Consider the following 19,670-nt stretch of genomic DNA (forward strand, 5'->3'; position numbering starts at 1 on the left):
CGAAGGCGGTGACGCAGTCAATATATGCGTTGGCTGGTTAACCGCTATCGCGAGCAGGCTCACTCCTACAGGGGGATCGGAGTCAGCTCAGCACATAGTCCATCGGCAGCAGCATCGGCGTCAGGTCTCCCACAGTTGGATTTGTGGTGCTCAACCATTTTGTGGATGTACTTCAGACCTGTAGGAGTGAACCTGCTCGCGATAGCGGTCGATCAGTCAACGCAGAGGCTGACTGTGCCACCGTCATCGCGAGCAGGCTCACTCCTACAGGGGATCGGGGTCAGCTCAGCACATAGTCCACCGGCAGCAGCATCGGCGGCAGGTCGGTCACGCCCAGTTCGCTGAGGATGTCGCGCTCGATGGTGCGCACCAGCGAGTCGGTCGCCAGGTCGTTTTCGTCGCGGCCGAATGGGTCTTCCAGTTCATCGGCAATCGCATCCAGACCAAAGAACGTGTAGCTGACAATCGCCGTGAACAACGGCGTCAGCCAGCCCAGCGGCTCGGCCATGGCGAAGGGCAGCAGGATGCAGAACAGGTAGATCGTGCGGTGCAGCAGCAAGGTGTAGGGGAAGGGCAGCGGGGTGTTCTTGATCCGTTCGCACACCGCTTGCGCCTGAGTCAGGCTGGTCAGGTGATTGGCCAGGAGCATGTAGCGCCACTCGGTCAGTTCGCCGCTCTGGTGCAGGTCGGAACACTGCTGACCGACCTGCTGCAAAATCCGCCCGCTGTAGTCCGGGGTCTGCTCGTCCGGTTTCGGCGTGATCCACGCGCTGCTGGCCGCCGCTTCGCTTTCCCGGCGCAACCGCGCATTCAGCGCATGGGCAAACCCGCAGAGATTGAGCAGCAACGGCTGGCGCTGCACCGATTCGCGGATGACATGGGTTTCGCGGATCACCGAACGAATGTGTACGAGCACATCCCCCCAGGCTTTGCGCGCTTCGTACCAGCGGTCGTAGCAGGCGTTGTTGCGAAAATTCATGAAGATCGACAGCGACAGCCCGAGCAGGGTGAACGGCGTGGCGTTGACCTTGGTGAAGTTGCTCGGATGGAGCATTTCAATCAGGACGATGGCCGAGGCCAGCAGGGTGACCATCAGGGTGCGCAGGGCGATGCGTTTGGCAATCGAACCCTTGAGGGTGAAGAGGATGGCGAATTGGTTGACCTTGGGTCTGATGATCATGCTGGGCGATCCCGGTTACGCAGGGTGAGGGCGGCTCAGCCGCCGGTCATGTTCATGAAGCGCACGACCTGGACGTCGTCGTTCACTTCGAAATTGTGCCGATACGGCTTGAGTTTCATCGCCTCGATAATGGCTTTCTCCAGCCGCTGCGGTTGCCCCGGATGAGCGCGCAGCACGGCTTTGAGATCCACCGAATGCTCGTTACCCAGACACAGTAGCAGGCGACCTTCGACGGTCAGCCGCACGCGGTTGCAGGTGCCGCAGAAATTGTGGCTGTGCGGCGAGATAAAGCCCAGGCGAATGTCCGGCGCCTCGGCCACGCGCCAGTAGCGCGACGGGCCTTGGGTCGACTCGGCGGAGTCGATCAGGGTGTAGCGCTCGGCGATTTTCTCGCGTACCTGGGCACTGGAGAAAAACGACTCCGCCCGGCTGTGTTCGCTGATGATCCCCAACGGCATTTCCTCGATGAAGGAGATGTCGAGCTGGCGGTCGATGGCGAAGCTCACCAGATCGTTGATCTCCTGATCGTTGCGCCCCTGCATCACCACGACGTTGAGTTTAGTTCGGGTGAAACCGGCCTTGCGCGCGGCATCGATGCCGCTGATCACCTGCGCCAGATCACCGGTGCGGGTCATTTGCCTGAAGCGCTCGGGGTCGAGGCTGTCGAGGCTGATATTCAGGCGTTTGACCCCGGCGTCGAACAGCGGCGCCGCGAGTTTGCCCAATTGCGAGCCATTGGTGGTCATGCACAGTTCGCGCAGGCCGGGCAGGGCGGCGATCTGCTCGCACAGCTTGACCACGCCCGGGCGAATCAACGGCTCGCCGCCAGTCAGGCGAATTTTGCGGGTGCCCAGTGCCACGAAGCTCTGCGCCAGTTGATAGATCTCTTCCAGCGTCAGTACCTGTTGGCGCGGCAGAAACTGCATGTCTTCAGCCATGCAATAGACGCAGCGGAAGTCGCAGCGGTCGGTGACCGACATGCGCAGATAGTCGACGCGGCGGTTGTAACCATCGATCAAGACACGCTCTGACATGACAGCCTCGCAGGAGTGAGAAATCCGCATTAACGGAACAAGTTGGCGCAGGTTATGGGCAACTTCAGAGGGCGTCCAATCACTGTTAATGAACGGCTGATTGATGGCGTCGATGATGAATTGTTTTTCATTGAAAGTTTCCGCTTTAGTTTCGCAAGGCCCCGTAAATAAAGGGTTTTTAGCCGTGATAGACGCTTTCGATAGTGTGGTCATAAATAGCGATTAGACAATATTTTGTATCGGTTCATATCCTTGCTCCGGCAACTGAAACGACCGCTTTATTGCTGTGCAAAATCGGCCGTCGCTGTTTAACCAAGATCAGGTTCACGCCTGTGTGCATCGTCATGGAGATGTCCCATGTCACAAGTCGACCGTTACAAACCTTACAAGGGTGCCGCTGCAGGTTGGGGGGCTGTCATCAGCCTGACCAAAAGCTGGCTGGGCAGTGAAAACGCCCTGAAAAACATCCGCGCCATGCTCAAGACCAACCAGAACGGCGGTTTTGACTGCCCGGGCTGTGCGTGGGGTGAAGCCCCCGGCGCGAGCATGCTCAAGTTCTGCGAGAACGGCGCCAAAGCGGTGAACTGGGAGGCCACCGGGCGCCTGGTCGATCCGGCGTTCTTTAACAAGTACACGGTGTCGAGCCTGGCTGAACAGAGCGATTACTGGCTGGAATATCAGGGCCGCCTGACTCATCCGATGCGTTACGACGCGCGGATCGACCGCTATGTGGAAACCACCTGGGAAGAGGCGTTCGCGCTGATTGCCGAACACCTCAAGGGCCTGAAATCGCCGCACGAGGCCGAGTTCTACACCTCGGGCCGGGCCAGCAACGAAGCGGCGTTTCTCTACCAGTTGTTCGTCCGCGCCTTTGGCACCAACAATTTCCCCGACTGCTCGAACATGTGCCACGAAGCCAGTGCGGTGAGCATGGGCGAGACCCTCGGCGTTGGTAAAGGCACCGTGGTCTACGAGGACCTGCACCACGCCGACGCGATTTTCGTCATCGGCCAGAACCCCGGCACCAACCACCCGCGCATGCTCGAACCGCTGCGTGAAGCGGTGAAACGCGGCGCGCAAGTGGTGTGCATCAACCCGTTGAAGGAGCGTGGCCTGGAACGTTTCCAGAACCCGCAGAACCCGATCGAGATGCTCAGCAACGGCTGGGAAGCGACCAACACCGCGTACTTCCGTCCGGCGCTGGGTGGCGACATGGCGATGATTCGCGGCATGGCCAAGTTCCTCTTGCAGTGGGAGCGTGAAGCCCAGGCCAGCGGCGGCGAACCGGTGTTTGACCACGCATTCATTGCCGAGCACACCTCGGGTCTGGACAGCTATCTGGCGGAAGTCGATGCGACTTCGTGGGAGCACATCCTCGAACAGTCCGGCGTGCCGCTGCACGACATCGAACTGGCGGCGCGCATGTATGGCCGCGCCAAGAGCGTGATCATGTGCTGGGCCATGGGCCTGACCCAACACGTGCACTCGGTGCCGACCCTGCAGGAAGTCATCAACCTGCAACTGTTGCGCGGCAACGTTGGTCGTCCGGGTGCCGGTCTGTCGCCGGTGCGCGGTCACAGCAACGTGCAGGGCGACCGCACCATGGGCATCAACGAACTGGCGCCCAAGGAGCTGATGGACGCACTGGAAAACCGCTTCAACTTCAAAGTGCCGCGCATGCACGGCCACAACACCGTCATGGCGATCGGTGCCATGGAGCGTGGCGAGGCCAAGGTGTTCATCGGTCTGGGCGGCAACTTTGCCCAAGCCACACCGGACACCCCGCGCACCCACGAAGCGATGCGCAAACTCGACCTGACCGTGCACATCTCGACCAAGCTCAACCGCAGCCATCTGGTGACCGGGCGTGACGCGTTGATCCTGCCGTGCCTCGGTCGCACCGACATCGACATCCAGGCCGAAGGCCCGCAAGGCGTGACGGTGGAAGACACCTTCAGCATGGTGCACTTGTCGTTCGGTCAACTGAAACCGAAGTCGGCGCACTTGAAGTCCGAGCCGGCGATCATTGCCGGGATTGCCGCCGCCACGTTGGGCAAACATCCAATCGACTGGGAGTGGGTCGTGGGCGACTACGGGCGCATCCGCAACCTGATCGGCGACGTGATTCCGGGTTTCGAGAACTTCAACGAGAAGCTGTTGACCCCGGGTGGCTTCCACCTTGGCAACGACGCCTCGGACCGGGTCTGGAACACCGAATCCGGCAAAGCCCAGTTCACCCCGTGCGTGCTGCCGGAACACCTGATCAGCGAAGGCGTGCGCAACCTGCCGGTCAAGCCGCATCTGATCCTGCAGACCATGCGTTCGCACGATCAGTACAACACCACGCTGTACGGCCTCGACGACCGTTATCGCGGGGTCTACGGCATGCGCGACGTGATCTTCGCCAACGAACAGGACATCCAGCGGCTCGGTTTCGAACCGGGGCAGAAGGTCGATCTGGTGGCGCTGTGGAATGACGACCGTGAGCGTCGGGTCAGCGGTTTCACCCTGATCGCCTACGACATTCCGCCCGGTCAGGCGGCTGCTTACTACCCGGAAACCAATCCGCTGGTGCCGCTGGAAAGCTACGGCGACCGGACCTACACGCCGACCTCGAAATTCGTCGCGATTCGCCTCGAAGCGGCCAAGGTCAGCAACCTGATCCCGTCGTCGGTGGCCTGACCCGCTACTCATAAAAAACCATAGCAATTTGACTGGCTGCAGGCGTTCACGCCTGGCGGTGGCCCGGCGACGTGCTGCCGCTTTTCAGCCTGGATGAGGACATCATCATGCTCAACATGGAGGCACTGGACCTGGCGCGAATTCAATTCGCGTTCACGGTTTCGTTCCACATTATCTTCCCGGCGATCACCATCGGTCTGGCGAGTTTCCTTGCGGTACTCGAAGGCTTGTGGCTGAAAACCCATGACGACACTTACCGTGATCTTTACCACTTCTGGTCGAAGATCTTTGCCGTCAACTTCGGCATGGGCGTGGTCTCGGGGCTGGTCATGGCGTACCAGTTCGGTACCAACTGGAGTGGGTTTTCCGACTTCGCCGGGAGCATCACCGGGCCGTTGCTGACCTATGAGGTGCTGACTGCATTCTTCCTTGAGGCCGGTTTCCTCGGGGTCATGCTGTTCGGCTGGAACCGCGTCGGTCGTGGTTTGCACTTCTTCGCCACGGTGATGGTCGCCATCGGCACGTTGATTTCGACCTTCTGGATTCTCGCTTCCAACAGTTGGATGCAGACCCCGCAGGGCTTCGAAATCGTCGACGGTCGGGTGATGCCGCTGGACTGGCTGGCAATCGTGTTCAACCCTTCGTTCCCGTTCCGGCTGGCGCACATGGCGATTGCCGCGTTCGTTGCGACGTCGTTCTTCGTCGGTGCGTCGGCGGCCTGGCACTTGCTGCGCGGCAACAACACGGCGCCGGTGCGCAAGATGTTTTCCATGGCGTTGTGGATGGCGCTGATCGTTGCGCCGATTCAGGCAGTGGTCGGTGACGCCCACGGCTTGAACACCCTGGAGCATCAACCGGCAAAAATCGCCGCCATCGAAGGTCACTGGGAAAACGCCGACAACGGCCCGACGCCGCTGGTGCTGTTCGGCATCCCCGACATGCAGGCGGAGAAGACCAGGTACGCGCTGGAAATCCCGTACCTGGGCAGCCTGATCCTGACCCACAGCCTCGACAAACAGATCCCGGCGCTCAAGAGCTTCCCGAAAGAGGATCGGCCGAATTCGACCATCATCTTCTGGAGCTTCCGCGTGATGGCCGGGCTGGGCATGTTGATGATCCTCGTCGGTCTGCTGGGCCTCGCCCTGCGTCGTGGTGGCAAGCTCTATCAGCATCGTGGCTTCCAGCGTCTGGTATTGCTGATGGGGCCGAGTGGGTTGATCGCGCTGCTGGCCGGATGGATCACTACCGAAGTCGGGCGTCAGCCGTGGGTGGTGTACGGCCTGATGCGTACCCATGACGCGGCGTCCCACCACTCGGTGGCGCAGATGAGCACCTCGTTGCTGCTGTTCGTGGTGATCTACTGCTCGGTGTTCACCGTGGGCATCGGCTACATGATGAAACTGGTACGCAAAGGTCCGCAGCCGCATCACGAACATCCGCCTGCGGATGAACATTTGCAGACACCGCGCCGGCCTCTTTCGGCAGCGACCGATCACCTTGAATCCGCGACCCGGATCCACTGATAAAGGAGCATTGAATCATGGGTATTCAAGGTATCGATCTTTCGTTGATCTGGGGTGTGATCATTGCCTTCGGGGTGATGATGTACGTGATCATGGACGGTTTCGATCTGGGGCTGGGGATCCTGTTTCCGCTGATCCCCGATGAGCAGGAGCGCGACGTGATGATGAACACCGTCGCCCCGGTCTGGGACGGCAACGAAACCTGGCTGGTGCTCGGTGGCGCGGCGTTGTATGGCGCTTTTCCGCTGGCGTATGGAGTGATTCTGGAGGCGTTGTACCTGCCGCTGATCCTGATGCTCTGCGGGCTGATTTTCCGTGGCGTGGCGTTCGAGTTTCGCTTCAAGTCGTCGCCGCAGAAACGCCATTGGTGGGACAAGGCGTTCATCGGCGGCTCGCTGCTGGCGACGTTCTCCCAAGGCGTGGTGATCGGCGCGTACGTGTCGGGCATTCCCGTGGTGGATCGGCAGTTTGCCGGTGGCGGCCTGGACTGGCTGGCGCCGTTCCCGCTGGTGTGCGGCGTCGGTCTGGTGGTGGCGTATGCGCTGCTGGGCAGTACCTGGTTGCTGGTCAAGACCGAAGGCATGCTCGAATCGCGGATGCGCCTGTTCACCCGACCATTGGCCTGGTTGCTGCTGGCGATGGTGGTGGTGATTGGCGTGTGGACCTTGCAACTGCACCCGGAACTGGCCACGCGCTGGTCGAGCCATGGGCACTTGCTGGTGTTTGGCGGGTTGGTGGTGCTGGCGCTGCTGGCGTTGTTCGGATTGCTGCGCACCTTGCGTCAGCGCCACACCCACTGGCCGTTCGTGTTCACGTTGGTGTTGATGCTGCTGGGTTACATCGGCCTGGCGCTGAGCATCTGGCCGAACATCATCCCGCCGTCGGTGAGCCTGTGGGCGGCGGCGTCACCGCCATCGAGCCAGTTGTTCGCCCTGATCGGCGCACTGTTCATCCTGCCGGTGATCCTGATGTACACCTTCTGGAGCTACTACGTATTCCGCGGCAAAGTGAGGATTGGCGATGGCTACCATTGATTCGCGCGAGGCCAGATCCAGCCGCTGGTACAAGCGCCTGGGCTGGTTGTTGCTGATCTGGCTGGGCAGTGTGGTGTCACTCGCGGTGGTGGCGAGCCTGCTGAAACTGGCGATGTATGCAGCGGGAATGAGAACCCACTGACAATGAAAAAACCGGAGCCATGGCTCCGGTTTTTTTGTGGCGGTCGGAATTCTGGATGTACCACCAGACATTGTAGGAGTGAGCCTGCTCGCGATGGCGGTGGGTCAGTCGATGGCCATGTTGACTGGGCTGGCCTTATCGCGAGCAGGCTCACGCCTACAGGGGGTAGCGGTGCATGGGATAGGGGTTATTGCGCACCAAACATCGCGGTCCAGTAGATCCCGGCGCTGCTCTTTGGATCGGTCGCGTAGGCGGCGCCGAGTTCCTTGTATTGCGGGTTCATCAGGTTGGCGCAGTGGCCGGGGCTGGCGAGCCAGCCGTCGACGACTTTGCGTACGGTGTCTTGCCCGGCGGCGATGTTTTCGCCGACCTGTTGGCCGCTGTAGCCGGCCAGTTCGGCGCGGTCACCCGGGGTGCGGCCGTCGCGGTCCTTGTGGTCGAAGTAGTTGTTGTTGGCCATGTCCCGGCTGTGATCCTGGGAGATAGTGCCCAGGCTCGCATTCCAGGCCAACGGTGCGGCGGCGGCGAAGGCCTGGCCACCGCATTGGCGCGGCTGGGCGCGGGCGGCGTTGAGCTGCTCGAGCAACTTCTGGCCTTCGCTCTGCGCATCGCCCAGTTTCGCCGACAGCAACGGTCGCGCCAGCACAATGCGCCAGTCGCGATCGGTACGGCTGACGCCGACATCGACGAACTGTGGATCCAGCACCACCTGACAGAAACTCTCCTGTATCGCCTTCATCGCCGACGCCGCATCACGCGGGCCGTTGAGGGTGATCGCCTGCACGTTGACCATCGGGTAACTGGCGCTGGCCATGGCCTGTTGCAGATCGACTGCACCGGTGGCCGGCAGCCGCAGTCGTGGATCGGCCGACAGCGGTGGCAATTCGTTGGACGCCTGGCTGCCGCAGCGCTGTGGTTGGCTACGGTAGGCGTTGATCGACTCGATCAGTTGCGACTCGTCGGCAGCCATGGCCGAGGCAGTCACGGCCAGGCCCACGGACAGCGCGGCAAAACGCAAAACGGATGGCATGAAGCGCATGGAAATCTCCCTTGAGCGGAATGCGCCCATGATGCGCGAAATGGCCCGGGGGAATGCAATGTCTTTTTCTTCATCGAGCGGGTTTTTCTGCGGAACGATGCGCCGGTATTTGCCGTCTACACTCTCCAAAGGCCCCGGAAACCGGGCGTCTCCCCCACGAAACACCTTGCCCGGACCGGGCGCTGCCGGAAGAACTGACATGGGATTGAAATGGTTGGCTGGCTGTTTCGCAGTGACCCTGATGGCCGGTGGGGTGATGGCTACCGAACAGGCACCGATCAAGGCCAAGGCCGAAGAAAAGGCTCAGGTGCTGGAAGAAAAAGCCGCCGACAAAGTCAGCGCCGCGCCGGCGCCCAAATCCGAAGCGATCACCCCCACCGAAGTACAAGCGGTAGACCCGGCAGGCTCCGCGCCGCTGGATGATCCGATCACCTGCCTGGCGCGCAGTATCTACTGGGAAGCCAAGGGCCGTGATACGCCGGAAATGCAAGCGGTGGCCAATGTGGTGATGAACCGCCTGGGCCACGACGGCTTCCCCGGTACGGTGTGCGAAGTGGTCAAGCAGGGTTCGGAAACCAAAAGCTGCCAGTTTTCCTGGTGGTGCGATGGCAAGGCGGATCAGGTCAAGGAAGACGCCGAATACACCCTGGCTAAGGCGATTGCAGGCAAGGCGCTGAACCGCCAGCTGCCGGATCGTACCCATGGCGCGCTGTACTTCCATGATCGCAACGTGCATCCGAGTTGGGCCAGGGAATACAGAAAGACCGCCGAGGTCGGCAAATTCCTGTTCTACAAACCGGTCGGCGGTGATGCGCGTTAGACGCAGACTTCCCTGACACAGTTGCGCAACCAGCGATGCGCCGGGTCGGCGTCCATGCGCGGGTGCCAGAGCATCGACACGCTGATCGGCGGCATCCTGAAGGGCAGAGAGAAACTGTGCAGGCCCGTGCGCAGTTTGCTGGTGTGACGCTCCGGAACGGTGGCGATCAGGTCCGATTCGCGGACCAGCGTCAGGGCGGCAGAGAAGCCGCCGAACGAGGTGACGATATCCCGCGTCAGCCCCAACGCGAGCAACGCTTCGTCCACCGGACCGCTGCTGCGCCCACGACGTGAGATGAGAATGTGCTGGCCGCCGGCAAAGCGTTTGCTGCTGATCTTGCCCGCACTCAACGCATGCCCCTCACGGACCACGCCGATCCAGTGATCCTGAAACAGGATACGGCTGTGCAGCGCCGGGTCGGTGCTGTCGTCGACCACACCGGTCTCCAGATCCACCCGGCCTTCACGCAGCAGCGTGCTGTCCTTGTCGGCTTTCTGCACAAACCGCAGGCGCACGCCGGGCGCCTCTTCAGCGATGCGCGCGAGCAGTGCGGCGGCGAAGGTTTCAACGAAACCGTCGGTGTTGCGCAAGGTGAAGGTGCGCTGCAACTGGCCGGGGTCGAGTATTTCGGCGGGGCGCAACGCCGCCTCGGCTTCCTGCACCAGGCCACTGACCCGCTCGCGCAATTCCAGCGCCCGTGGTGTCGGTACCAGACCACGGCCCGCCCTTACCAGCAATGGATCGCCAGTGGTTTCGCGCAGCCGGGCCAGGGCGCGGCTCATGGCCGACGGGCTCAACCGCAGGCATTGCGCGGCGCGCGCGACGCTGCCTTCGCGCAACAACACGTCGAGGGTGATCAACAGGTTCAGATCCGGTGTGCTCATGACATGGCGTTCCATGCAGGTATCAAGTGCAAAGCATGCGTCTTGCGCCTTGCCTTGTCGAGACTCAGGCTATGCCGTCTGACCTTTGCACCAGGAGCGCCCGATGCCCGGATCCCCGTTGACCCCCCAAGCCCGCTGGGCGCTGACCAGTCTGGCGCTGTCGATGTTGATGCCGTCGCTGGACACCAGCATCGCCAACGCCGGGCTGCCGACACTGGCCACGGCATTCGGGGCGACGTTTCAACAGGTGCAGTGGATTGTGCTGGCGTACCTGCTGGCGGTCACCACGTTGATCGTCAGTGTCGGGCGTCTGGGCGACGGGATCGGTCGGCGGCGACTGTTACTGATCGGGATCGGCATTTTTACCAGCGCGTCTTTGTGCTGCGCGCTGGCCCCGGGATTGGGCTGGTTGATCGGCGCCCGGGCGGTGCAAGGCCTTGGTGCGGCGATCATGTTTGCGTTGACCGTGGCGCTGGTGGCAGATGCGGTGCCCAAGGCGCGAGCGGGCAGTGCGATGGGCTTGCTGGCGACGATGTCGGCCACCGGCACCAGCCTCGGGCCGTCGCTGGGTGGCCTGCTGATCGCGCAGGTCGGCTGGCCATCGATCTTTGTCCTCAACGTGCCGTTGGGTCTGCTCAATGCGTGGCTGGTTTATCGCTATCTGCCAGCCGATCGGCCGGCGAGGTCGGGCGTTGCGTTTGATTACCCCGGCACCGTGGTGCTGGTGTTGGCACTGGCAGCCTACGCGCTGGCGATGACACTCGACGGTTATACGTTGATGTTGTTGCTGGTCAGCCTGTGCGGAGCCGGGGTGTTTGTCGGGGTCGAGATGAAAGCCAGGGCGCCGCTGATTCGTTTGTCATTGTTCGCCGATGCGCGACTGAGCAGTAGCCTGGCGCTGACGTTCCTGGTGACGACGGTGATGATGACCACGCTGGTGGTCGGGCCGTTTTACCTGAGCCGGGGTTTGGGACTGGGCAGCACCGTGGTCGGCCTGGCGTTGTCGGTCGGGCCGCTGCTGGCGGCGTGCGGCGGTGTGCCGGCGGGGCGTCTGGTGGATCGCTTTGGCGCGCGGCGGGTGGTGCCCGGTGCGTTGCTCGGGTTGGCTGGCGGCTGCAGTTTGTTGGCGCTGTTGCCGACCCGTTTCGGGCTGCCGGCGTATCTGCTGCCGATGGCGGTGATCGCCAGCAGTTACGCGTTGTTCCAGGCGGCGAACAATACCGGGTTGATGAGTACGGTCAGTCAGGCTCAGCGCGGCGTGGTCTCGGCCCTGCTGGGGCTGGCGCGCAATCTGGGTTTGATCACTGGCGCGGCGGTGATGGGGGCGGTGTTTGCGTTCGCTACGGGGGACCCGACACAAGCCCCGGCCGAGGTTATCGGCAGCGGCTTGCACAGCACGTTCGGCGTTGCGGCGGCGCTGATGGTCATGGCCCTGTTCGTCAGCCGAACGCGGATCACCTGTGAGAGCGAGCCTGCTCGCGATGCCACAAACCCCGCGGACTGACACACCTCCGTGTAGGCGCTGCGGCACGCTGCGATCTTTTGATCTTGCTCTTAAAAGATCGTAGCGTGCCGCAGCGCCTACAAGGGATTGTGGTGTTCGTCAGCTGGCGTGGGTACTCAAGATGCTTGCCACCTGCTGTGGCTGGCAGTTGAGGTACGGCGAGGATTTCAGCCAGCGCTGGTCGGGGTACCAGGAGAACATGAACTGGCCGTCCTTGAGTTTATCGATCACCTGCCTGGCCACTTGCGGACGCACCGCCGGGCAACCCTGACTGCGCCCGATGCGGCCCTGACGCTTGCTCCACAACGGATTCACGTAATCGGCGGCGTGGATCACGATGGCGCGGTCGCGGGCCATGTCATTGAAGCCCGGCTCCAGACCGTCCATGCGCAGCGAATAACCGTGGGTGCCCTTGTAGCTTTCCTGGGTGCGGAACAGGCCGAGGCTGGACTGGTAACTGCCTTCGCGGTTGGAGAACTGGGTGGCGAAGTTTTCCCCGGAATTGGAGCCGTGGGCGACCAGGTCGCGCAGTACCAGTTTCTGTCTGCTCAGATCGAAGATCCACAGCCGGCGGGCGGTGGAGGGCTGCGAATAATCGATGATCGCCAGGTGCCGGGACGGTTTCGCGCCACTGTTGACCGCGCATTGCATGGCGTTCAAGGCACCTTTCAGCGCTTGGGGATTGAGTTCCGGCGCGGCCTGGGCGAGGCTGGTGAAGAGAACCGGCGATGGTTTGCCGGCGGCGAAAGCGGGGCTGCTCACGACGACGAGGGTCGCGGTAGACAGCAGAAGTCGGCGCAAAAACGTCAACATTTATAAAGTGTCCTCACTTGCTACTTATTTGGCACTTTGGCTCCTGACTCCCAGTCATACCCGACAGACCCCTGATTCGGGCCTGACTGTTCAGCGCACCTGATGTAAGGTTGACCATCATTGAGACGGCCACGGATTGGAGTAAAGCAGTTGTTCAAAAAGTACGCATCCTACTTGAGCATTTGTTTGCTCGCTGCGCCGTTTGTCGCTTGTGCCAATGAGCCGTTGCCGCCGTTGCAGACTCTGCCGACGCCGCCGGCGGAAATGCCGGTCGAACCGCAAAGTCCGCTGCAGGCGGTGCTGATCGGTTTGCCCCAGGCCTGCCCGGCGATTGCCGCGCACCTGAGCGGCCCGGCGCTGGCGCAACTGCAAGCGTTCTACCAGCAGCAGGACTGGCTGCCGGTGTGGGCCAGCGAGTCAGGGCGTTTGCCGGCCTTGCAGGGGCAATTGCAGCTGTTGGCCGATGATGGACTCAATCCCAAGCGCTACCCGGTGGCGGTCAATCCGCCGCAGGACGGCGAACTGTGCGCCGATATCGACATCACTCGCAATTACCTGCAAGCCCTGCAGGATCTGCATTACGGGCGCCTGTTGCAGTCGCATTTCGAGCCGCTGTGGCATGCCGACGACACCCCGCGTGACCGCCAGGCCGAATTGCTCGCCATCGCCGTGCCCGGTCTGCACGACATCAAGGCCGCGTTCGATCTGGCGCGTCCGCGTCTGGCGCAATACCAGAGCCTGCGTCATCTCTACGCAAGCCTACGGCAGCAAGCGTTGCCGCGCTGGCAGTCGGTCGGCAACGGCCCGTTGCTGCGCCCGGCCATGGAAGACAAACGCGTGCCGGAACTGGCGCAGCGCTTGTTCAACGAAGGCTACCTGACTCACGCCATCGGCACTCCTGGCAATGCCTATGAAGGCGTGCTGGTGGAGGCGGTAAAAAGCTTCCAGGTCAACCATTCGTTGCAGGCCGACGGGGTGGTCGGGCCGGGGACGATTGCCGAACTCAACATCAGTCCGCTGACGCGCCGCGAACAATTGCGCGTCAACCTCGAACGCTTCCGCTGGCTGGCGCAGGACATGGAGCCCGATGGCTTGCTGGTCAACGTTGCTGCCGCCGAGCTGACCCTGTATCAGGGCGGCAAGCCAGTCTGGCAGACCCGCACCCAGGTCGGCCGCGCCGAACGGCAGACTCCGCTGCTCAAATCCCGGGTCACGCGCCTGACCCTGAACCCGACCTGGACCGTGCCGCCGACCATCTGGAAGGAAGACAAACTACCGGCGATCCGCAAGGACCAGACCTTCCTCAGCCGCCAGAATCTGCAAGTGCTCGACGCCCATGGCCAGCCGTTGGCCGCGGCGGACATCGACTGGGACAACCCCGGCAACATCATGCTGCGCCAGGACGCCGGGCCGCGTAACCCGCTGGGGCAGATGGTCATTCGCTTCCCCAACCCGTTCGCGGTGTACCTGCATGACACGCCGAGCAAAGCCCTGTTCGACAAAGGCCCCCGCGCGTTCAGCTCCGGGTGTGTGCGGGTCGAGCATCCGATGCAACTGCGTGACCTGTTGCTGACCCCGGCGGAACGCGCGCGCACCGAAACCTTGCTCGCCACCGGCAGCACCCACGAATTCCGTCTGTCGGCGCCGGTGCCGATCCTGATGACCTACTGGACAGCGCAAGTCGGCAGTGACGGGCAGGTGCGTTATGCGCCGGACATCTACAGTCGCGACAGCGCGCTGCTGGCCGGGCTGGACGGGGCAAACTGATCGACCCCTGTAGGAGTTTTGTGTGATTCCGCAAGCGTGTGCAGCGTCTAGCCCAAGTGTCCCCGCAATCCCATGGGGCGAGACTTCGGAACCCGGCATGCAAGCGCTGTTGAACGAGATTCTTGACGCTGTCCGGCCCTTGATCGGGCAGGGCAAAGTGGCTGACTACATTCCCGCCCTCGGCACCGTGCCGGCCAATCAGCTGGGCATTGCGGTGTATGGCAATGACGGCGAAATGTATTGCGCCGGCGACGCCGAGACGCCGTTCTCGGTGCAGAGTATTTCCAAGGTGTTCAGCCTGGTGCAGGCCATCGAGCATTCCGGCGAGGCGATCTGGGAGCGTCTGGGTCACGAACCGTCCGGCCAGCCGTTCAACTCGCTGGTGCAGCTGGAGTTCGAACGCGGGCGCCCGCGCAACCCGTTCATCAACGCCGGGGCGCTGGTGATCTGCGACATCAACCAATCGCGTTTTGCCGCGCCGGCCTTGTCGATGCGTGACTTTGTGCGGCGCTTGTCGGGCAATCCGCAAGTGATCGTCGACGGCAAGGTCGCCGAGTCCGAATACCAGCATCGTGCCCGCAACGCGGCCATGGCGTACCTGATGCAATCGTTCGGCAACTTCCACAACGATGTCGAAGCGGTGCTGCGCAGTTACTTCAGCCACTGCGCGTTGCGCATGAACTGCATCGACCTGGCGCGAGCGTTCTGCTTCCTCGCCAACGACGGTTTCTGCAAACACAGCGGCGAACAGATCCTCACCCGACGCCAGACCCAACAGGTCAACTCGATCATGGCCACCAGCGGTCTGTACGACGAGGCCGGCAACTTTGCCTATCGTGTCGGTCTGCCGGGCAAGAGTGGAGTCGGTGGCGGTATCGTCGCGGTGGTGCCGGGGCAGTTCAGCGTGTGCGTGTGGTCGCCGGAACTCAACGCCGCCGGCAACTCGCTGGCGGGGATGGCGGCGCTGGAGATGTTGAGCTCGCGGATTGGCTGGTCGGTGTTCTAAAAAACACCGCGGTAACGGTAGGAGTGAGCCTGCTCGCGATAGCGGTGTGTCATTCAATATGGCTGCGCCTGACACACCTATCGCGAGCAGGCTCACTCCTACAAGGGGTTTGTGTTGCTTGGGGGAGGGCTATTCCTATACATTTTCCGGCCGCCCCTCCTATGGTGAATCCGCTTCATGTCTCTTGCGCTCGAACGTCTAGTCGCTGGCACGCCGATCCCTTTCGCCGGTAACCGCGTAACCGTGGTCAGCCCCGAACTGGCCGCGCGTTTTCAGCCCGGTGACCACCTGCTGGTCGAGCAGGTGAGCGGCGAGCTGTTGCTGATTCCGGTCGTCGATCAACAGGCCGCTGCGGTGGCGATCGAACGTGCAGCGGCGGCCTTCACCGCTCTGTCGTCGGTGTCCGACGAGGCCATCAGCCGCTTCTTCGATCTGTTCGCGCAACGCCTGGAAACCCCGGATTGCTGGGCCTTGATCGAAGCGGCGAACCTGGCCGACATCGAGCGCGCCAAGGCCCGTGGCCGCTCCACCACCCGATTGCTCGCCGATGAACGCATGCGCCGCGACATGATCGCCGGCCTGCGCGCCTGGCGAGATGCGCCGGCCACGCGCGGCAAGGTCATCAGCAGCGTCGAACACGACGGCTGGAAGGTCGAACAAGTGGTGTCGCCGTTGGGCATCGTGGCCTTCGTGTTTGAAGGGCGACCGAACGTCTTTGCCGACGCCGCCGGGGTATTGCGCACCGGCAACACTGCAGTGTTGCGCATCGGCAGTGACGCGTTAGGCACGGCGCAAGCGATCGTCTCTCACGCCTTGAACCCGGCGCTGGCCGATGCCGGTCTGCCGGCGGGTGCAGTGTCGCTGGTGGAAAGCGTCAATCACGCCGCCGGTTGGGCGATGTTCGCCGACCGGCGTTTGTCGCTGGCGGTGGCCCGGGGTTCGGGCCGTGCGGTCAGCCAGTTGGGCAGCATCGCTCAACAGGCTGGCACGGCGGTCAGCCTGCACGGCACCGGTGGTGCGTGGCTGATTGCTGATCGTGACGCCGACGCCACGCGCTTCGCCGCCGTGGTGCGCAACTCGCTGGATCGCAAAGTCTGCAACACACTGAATGTCTGCCTGATTCAACGCGATCGCGCCGCCGAACTAGTGCCGCTGTTCCTCGATGCCCTGCAACAGGCCGGCGCCGCACGCGGGCAGGGCTGCAAATTGCACATCGTCGAAGGCAGTGAAAGTTATCTGCCGGCTGAGTGGCAGCACGCGACGGTCGAGGTCTATCGCGCCGAGGGGTATCAGACCGAAGCCCTGGCCGAAGCGCTGGCGCAATCCCAGCTGGGTCGCGAGTGGGAATGGGAAGAAACCCCGGAAGTCAGCCTGATGATCGTCGACGATCTGGCTCAGGCGATTGCCCTGTTCAACCGCTACAGCCCGCAGTTCACGGTGTCGCTGATCAGCGAGGATGCTGCTGCGCAAGAGCGTTTTTACAACGCGGTGAACGCGCCGTTTGTGGGTAACGGGATTACCCGTTGGGTGGACGGTCAGTACGCGCTGAACAAGCCGGAGCTGGGGCTTTCGAACTGGGAGAGTGGGCGCCTGTTTGCGCGCAGTGCGATTCTGTCGGGGGATGGGGTGTTCACCGTTCGTAGCCGCATGACTCAGATCGACCTCACCGTAAAACGCTGATGTCTGAAACCATTAACCAGGACATCTGATGTGTGGCGAGAGGGCTTGCCCCCGTTGGGTCACGAAGCTGCCCCGGCTTTTTGGGGGCTGCTCGCAGCCCAACGGGGGCAAGCCCCCTCGCCACAGAGTTTGATAGTGTCTATTCAGGCAGCGTTGGCAGGTTTGGCAGTAATGGCGCAAGTCGCCGGCTGCTCGGCCAGCGGCACAAACGTGCGGCGATCCGCCGACAGCGCATCGATCGAGCCCGTCTCGATGTCATACACCCAGCCGTGCAGGTTCAACAGGCCTTTCTCCTGCGCCAGGCGCACGCTCGGGTGGGTCTGAATGTTCGCCAGTTGCGCGATCACATTCTCCCGTACCATTGAACTCAACCTGGCCGCGTCATTGGCATGCGGGCGCGCTTCGTTCACCACTTTCGCCGACTCGGCATGTTGCAGCCAGCCGCTGACGGCGGGCAGGTGATCCATGCATTTGCACTGGGCAATCGCGGTCATTGCACCGCAGTCGGAGTGGCCGCAGATCACGATGTCGGTCACCCCCAGCACTGCCACTGCGTATTCCACCGTCGCCGACACCCCGCCCGGGTGCGGGCTGTAGGACGGCACGATATTGCCCGCGTTGCGGATCACGAACAGCTCGCCGGGCTCTTGCTGGGTCAGCAATTCCGGCACCACGCGGCTGTCGGAACAGGTGATGAACAGGGTTCCGGGCTGCTGCGTAGTCGCCAGGTGTTTGAACAGTTCAGTGCGTTGCGGGAACGCTTCGTTCTGGAACTTCAGGAAACCGTCGATCAGGGCTTTCATGGGCATGTCCTCATTGAACAAGAGAGCGGTCGGCCCGCACGCGGAGCGCGGGCCGGGATGGATCAGAACGGACGCAGCGGCAGGAACTTGCCGTCGAGGGTGACCACGGCGCGGGAGCCGCCTTCCGGGTCTTCGACTTTCTTGATGTCGAGTTTGAAGTTGATGGCGCTGATGATGCCGTCACCGAACTGCTCATGTACCAAGGCTTTGAGGGTGGTGCCGTAGATCTGGATCATCTCGTGGAAGCGGTAGATGGTCGGGTCGGTCGGCACGCCGCTGAGGCTGCCGCGCAGCGGGATGATCTGCAGGGCGGCAATGGCGTCGGCGTCCAGTTCAAGTTTGTCGCCGACCACTTGCGCGGCGTCTTGCGGCAGCGGGTGCTGGCCGAGCAGGGCAGCAGTGACGTAGGCCAGGCTCAGGCCGGTGTCGTCGGCCAGATCCTGCCACGACAGGCCTTTGCGTGCCTTGATGTCGAGAATACGGGTGGTCAGGGCCAGGCTGGCATCGTTGTAGGCGTGGGACTGTTGCATGGTTGTCACTCCTTTCAAGGTGGGCTTGCTGTGTGGAAGCAATCTTCTGCCGATTGATCCATAGCGTCCAAGACCGATATACAATGCTTCGCATAAGCCCTGCCTATAGATGGTGAGTCCATGCTGTTGCGACATTTGCGTTATCTGCTGGCCGTGGCCGATCACGGCGGTTTCACCCGAGCGGCTGAGGCCTTGCACGTGTCGCAGCCGACCCTGTCGCAACAGATTCGCCAACTGGAGGAAACCCTGGGGGTGATCCTGTTCGACCGAACTTCGCGCACGGTCAAACCCACCGATGCCGGCGAGGCTTACATCGAATGCGCGCGGCGGGTACTGGTGGAGCTGGAGGCGGGCAAACGTGCGTTGCACGACGTGAAGGACCTGTCGCGCGGCACCTTGCGCCTGGCCATGACCCCGACGTTCATGGCCTATCTGGTCGGGCCATTGGTGCGTGATTACGCGGCGCGGTTTCCCGGGATTCACCTGCAGATTTTCGAGCTGTCGATGGACGACATCGAAGCGGGGCTGGCGGACGACTCGCTGGACATCGCCATCGCTTTTACCCCGGTACGCAACCCGGACATCGAGTGCATCCCGGCGTTTACCGAAACTCTGGGCATCATGGTCGGGCGTGAGCATCCGCTGTACGAAAGCACCGCGGTGCTGACCTCGGGAGACCTTGCGCAACTGGATTTCGCCTTGCTCGCGCCGGACTTCATCACGCGGCTATCGATCGATGAGTATTTCCGTCAGCAGGGGATTACCCCACAGGTGCGGATCGAGGTGAACTCGGTGAGTACATTGCTCGAAGTGGTGCGGCATTCGCCAATGGCGACGATGTTGCCTGAGGCGATTGCGACCGAGGATCGGGCGTTGCACAGGCTACGGGTCGAGAACGAAGCGCCGCAGCGTGGGGCGGCGTTGTTGCGACGCAAGAATAATTATCACAGTGCGGCGGCGCTGGCGTTTATGAATCTCGTCCTACAACGCCAATGATATCTCCCTGTAGGAGCTGCCGAAGGCTGCGATCTTTTGATCTTGTTTTTAAGATCAAGATCAAAAGATCGCAGCCTTCGGCAGCTCCTACGGTGAGTTTTAAGGGTGTCTAGTCCTGAAATAGGTTTACACCTGTTTCACCCTAACGCCCGATGCACCGCATCGGGCGTTTTGTATTTTAAAGAGAGGTGCGGCCGCTCCTGGTTGTAGATCGTGACGGCCTCTCGCACCAT

The 19,670-nt window shown here is 62.2% G+C and carries 18 protein-coding genes; 10 read left to right on the plus strand and 8 right to left on the minus strand.

The features are described from left to right. Positions 1–280: 280 nt before the first annotated feature. Positions 281–1,180 (minus strand): bestrophin family protein, encoded by a 900-nt coding sequence (locus KKQ10_RS25805; protein WP_215502704.1) that lies wholly within the window; start codon positions 1,178–1,180, stop codon positions 281–283. Between the two features lie 35 nt (positions 1,181–1,215). Then, positions 1,216–2,214: a GTP 3',8-cyclase MoaA gene (gene moaA, locus KKQ10_RS25810; RefSeq protein WP_127651524.1), complete on the minus strand. Its 999-nt coding sequence runs from the start codon at positions 2,212–2,214 to the stop codon at positions 1,216–1,218. A gap of 357 nt (positions 2,215–2,571) precedes the next feature. Here moaA and KKQ10_RS25815 point away from each other — a divergent pair, with 357 nt between their 5' ends. The 4 genes from KKQ10_RS25815 (at position 2,572) to KKQ10_RS25830 (ending at position 7,595) form a co-directional block, all read left to right on the plus strand. Continuing rightward, the gene (locus KKQ10_RS25815) at positions 2,572–4,896 is read left to right on the plus strand and encodes an FdhF/YdeP family oxidoreductase (RefSeq protein ID WP_102359126.1); all 2,325 of its coding nucleotides are present in this window, start codon (positions 2,572–2,574) and stop codon (positions 4,894–4,896) included. Positions 4,897–5,003: 107 nt separating this feature from the next. Beyond that, on the plus strand, positions 5,004–6,419 hold the full coding sequence (locus KKQ10_RS25820) for a cytochrome ubiquinol oxidase subunit I (RefSeq protein WP_127651529.1): 1,416 nt from the start codon (positions 5,004–5,006) through the stop codon (positions 6,417–6,419). A 17-nt stretch (positions 6,420–6,436) separates the two neighbouring features. After that, positions 6,437–7,453: a cytochrome d ubiquinol oxidase subunit II gene (gene cydB / locus KKQ10_RS25825; RefSeq protein ID WP_127651523.1), complete on the plus strand. Its 1,017-nt coding sequence runs from the start codon at positions 6,437–6,439 to the stop codon at positions 7,451–7,453. Then, a complete protein-coding gene (locus KKQ10_RS25830) occupies positions 7,440–7,595 on the plus strand; it encodes a DUF2474 family protein (protein WP_127651522.1) in 156 nt (51 codons plus the stop codon). Before cydB ends, KKQ10_RS25830 begins: the two co-directional genes overlap by 14 nt. Before the next feature lie 187 nt (positions 7,596–7,782). Here the strand turns inward: KKQ10_RS25830 and KKQ10_RS25835 are convergent, their stop codons facing one another. Further along, positions 7,783–8,634: a CAP domain-containing protein gene (locus KKQ10_RS25835; RefSeq protein WP_127651521.1), complete on the minus strand. Its 852-nt coding sequence runs from the start codon at positions 8,632–8,634 to the stop codon at positions 7,783–7,785. Between the two features lie 199 nt (positions 8,635–8,833). On the opposite strand from KKQ10_RS25835, the gene KKQ10_RS25840 reads away from it, so the two are divergent. Further along, positions 8,834–9,454, plus strand: coding sequence for a cell wall hydrolase (locus KKQ10_RS25840; RefSeq protein ID WP_127651520.1), 621 nt, complete (start codon positions 8,834–8,836; stop codon positions 9,452–9,454). On the opposite strand, the gene KKQ10_RS25845 is transcribed toward KKQ10_RS25840, so the two are convergent. Then, the gene (locus KKQ10_RS25845) at positions 9,451–10,338 is read right to left on the minus strand and encodes a LysR family transcriptional regulator (RefSeq protein ID WP_127651519.1); all 888 of its coding nucleotides are present in this window, start codon (positions 10,336–10,338) and stop codon (positions 9,451–9,453) included. The two genes, KKQ10_RS25840 and KKQ10_RS25845, sit on opposite strands and share 4 nt — an antisense overlap. Positions 10,339–10,441: 103 nt before the next feature. Here KKQ10_RS25845 and KKQ10_RS25850 point away from each other — a divergent pair, with 103 nt between their 5' ends. Then, complete coding sequence (locus KKQ10_RS25850) at positions 10,442–11,842, plus strand: MFS transporter (protein ID WP_215502705.1); 1,401 nt, start codon at positions 10,442–10,444, stop codon at positions 11,840–11,842. Between the two features lie 99 nt (positions 11,843–11,941). Here the strand turns inward: KKQ10_RS25850 and KKQ10_RS25855 are convergent, their stop codons facing one another. After that, positions 11,942–12,655: a murein L,D-transpeptidase catalytic domain family protein gene (locus KKQ10_RS25855; protein ID WP_215502706.1), complete on the minus strand. Its 714-nt coding sequence runs from the start codon at positions 12,653–12,655 to the stop codon at positions 11,942–11,944. Between the two features lie 150 nt (positions 12,656–12,805). Here KKQ10_RS25855 and KKQ10_RS25860 point away from each other — a divergent pair, with 150 nt between their 5' ends. The 3 genes from KKQ10_RS25860 (at position 12,806) to KKQ10_RS25870 (ending at position 17,108) form a co-directional block, all read left to right on the plus strand. Next, on the plus strand, positions 12,806–14,422 hold the full coding sequence (locus KKQ10_RS25860; protein WP_215502707.1) for a L,D-transpeptidase family protein: 1,617 nt from the start codon (positions 12,806–12,808) through the stop codon (positions 14,420–14,422). 97 nt (positions 14,423–14,519) lie between these two features. After that, entirely contained in the window at positions 14,520–15,428 is a 909-nt protein-coding gene (gene glsB, locus KKQ10_RS25865; RefSeq protein WP_027611723.1) for a glutaminase B, read from the plus strand. A 177-nt stretch (positions 15,429–15,605) separates the two neighbouring features. After that, positions 15,606–17,108 (plus strand): aldehyde dehydrogenase family protein, encoded by a 1,503-nt coding sequence (locus tag KKQ10_RS25870; RefSeq protein WP_215502708.1) that lies wholly within the window; start codon positions 15,606–15,608, stop codon positions 17,106–17,108. Positions 17,109–17,251: 143 nt separating this feature from the next. On the opposite strand, the gene KKQ10_RS25875 is transcribed toward KKQ10_RS25870, so the two are convergent. Both KKQ10_RS25875 and cynS read right to left on the minus strand, forming a co-directional pair. Further along, the gene (locus KKQ10_RS25875; protein ID WP_215502709.1) at positions 17,252–17,911 is read right to left on the minus strand and encodes a carbonic anhydrase; all 660 of its coding nucleotides are present in this window, start codon (positions 17,909–17,911) and stop codon (positions 17,252–17,254) included. A 62-nt stretch (positions 17,912–17,973) separates the two neighbouring features. Then, a complete protein-coding gene (gene cynS / locus KKQ10_RS25880) occupies positions 17,974–18,441 on the minus strand; it encodes a cyanase (protein WP_215502710.1) in 468 nt (155 codons plus the stop codon). A 120-nt stretch (positions 18,442–18,561) separates the two neighbouring features. Between cynS and cynR the strand changes: the two genes are divergently transcribed. Beyond that, positions 18,562–19,437 carry a transcriptional regulator CynR gene (gene cynR, locus KKQ10_RS25885; RefSeq protein ID WP_215502711.1) on the plus strand — a complete coding sequence of 292 codons (876 nt, stop codon included), beginning with the start codon at positions 18,562–18,564 and terminating at the stop codon, positions 19,435–19,437. A 137-nt stretch (positions 19,438–19,574) separates the two neighbouring features. Here the strand turns inward: cynR and KKQ10_RS25890 are convergent. After that, positions 19,575–19,670 (minus strand): integrase core domain-containing protein (locus KKQ10_RS25890; protein WP_139315762.1); only part of this gene is annotated, 96 nt, incomplete at its 5' end.

This window comes from Pseudomonas sp. MG-9, assembly GCF_018729515.1.
Lineage (GTDB): Bacteria > Pseudomonadota > Gammaproteobacteria > Pseudomonadales > Pseudomonadaceae > Aquipseudomonas > Aquipseudomonas serboccidentalis.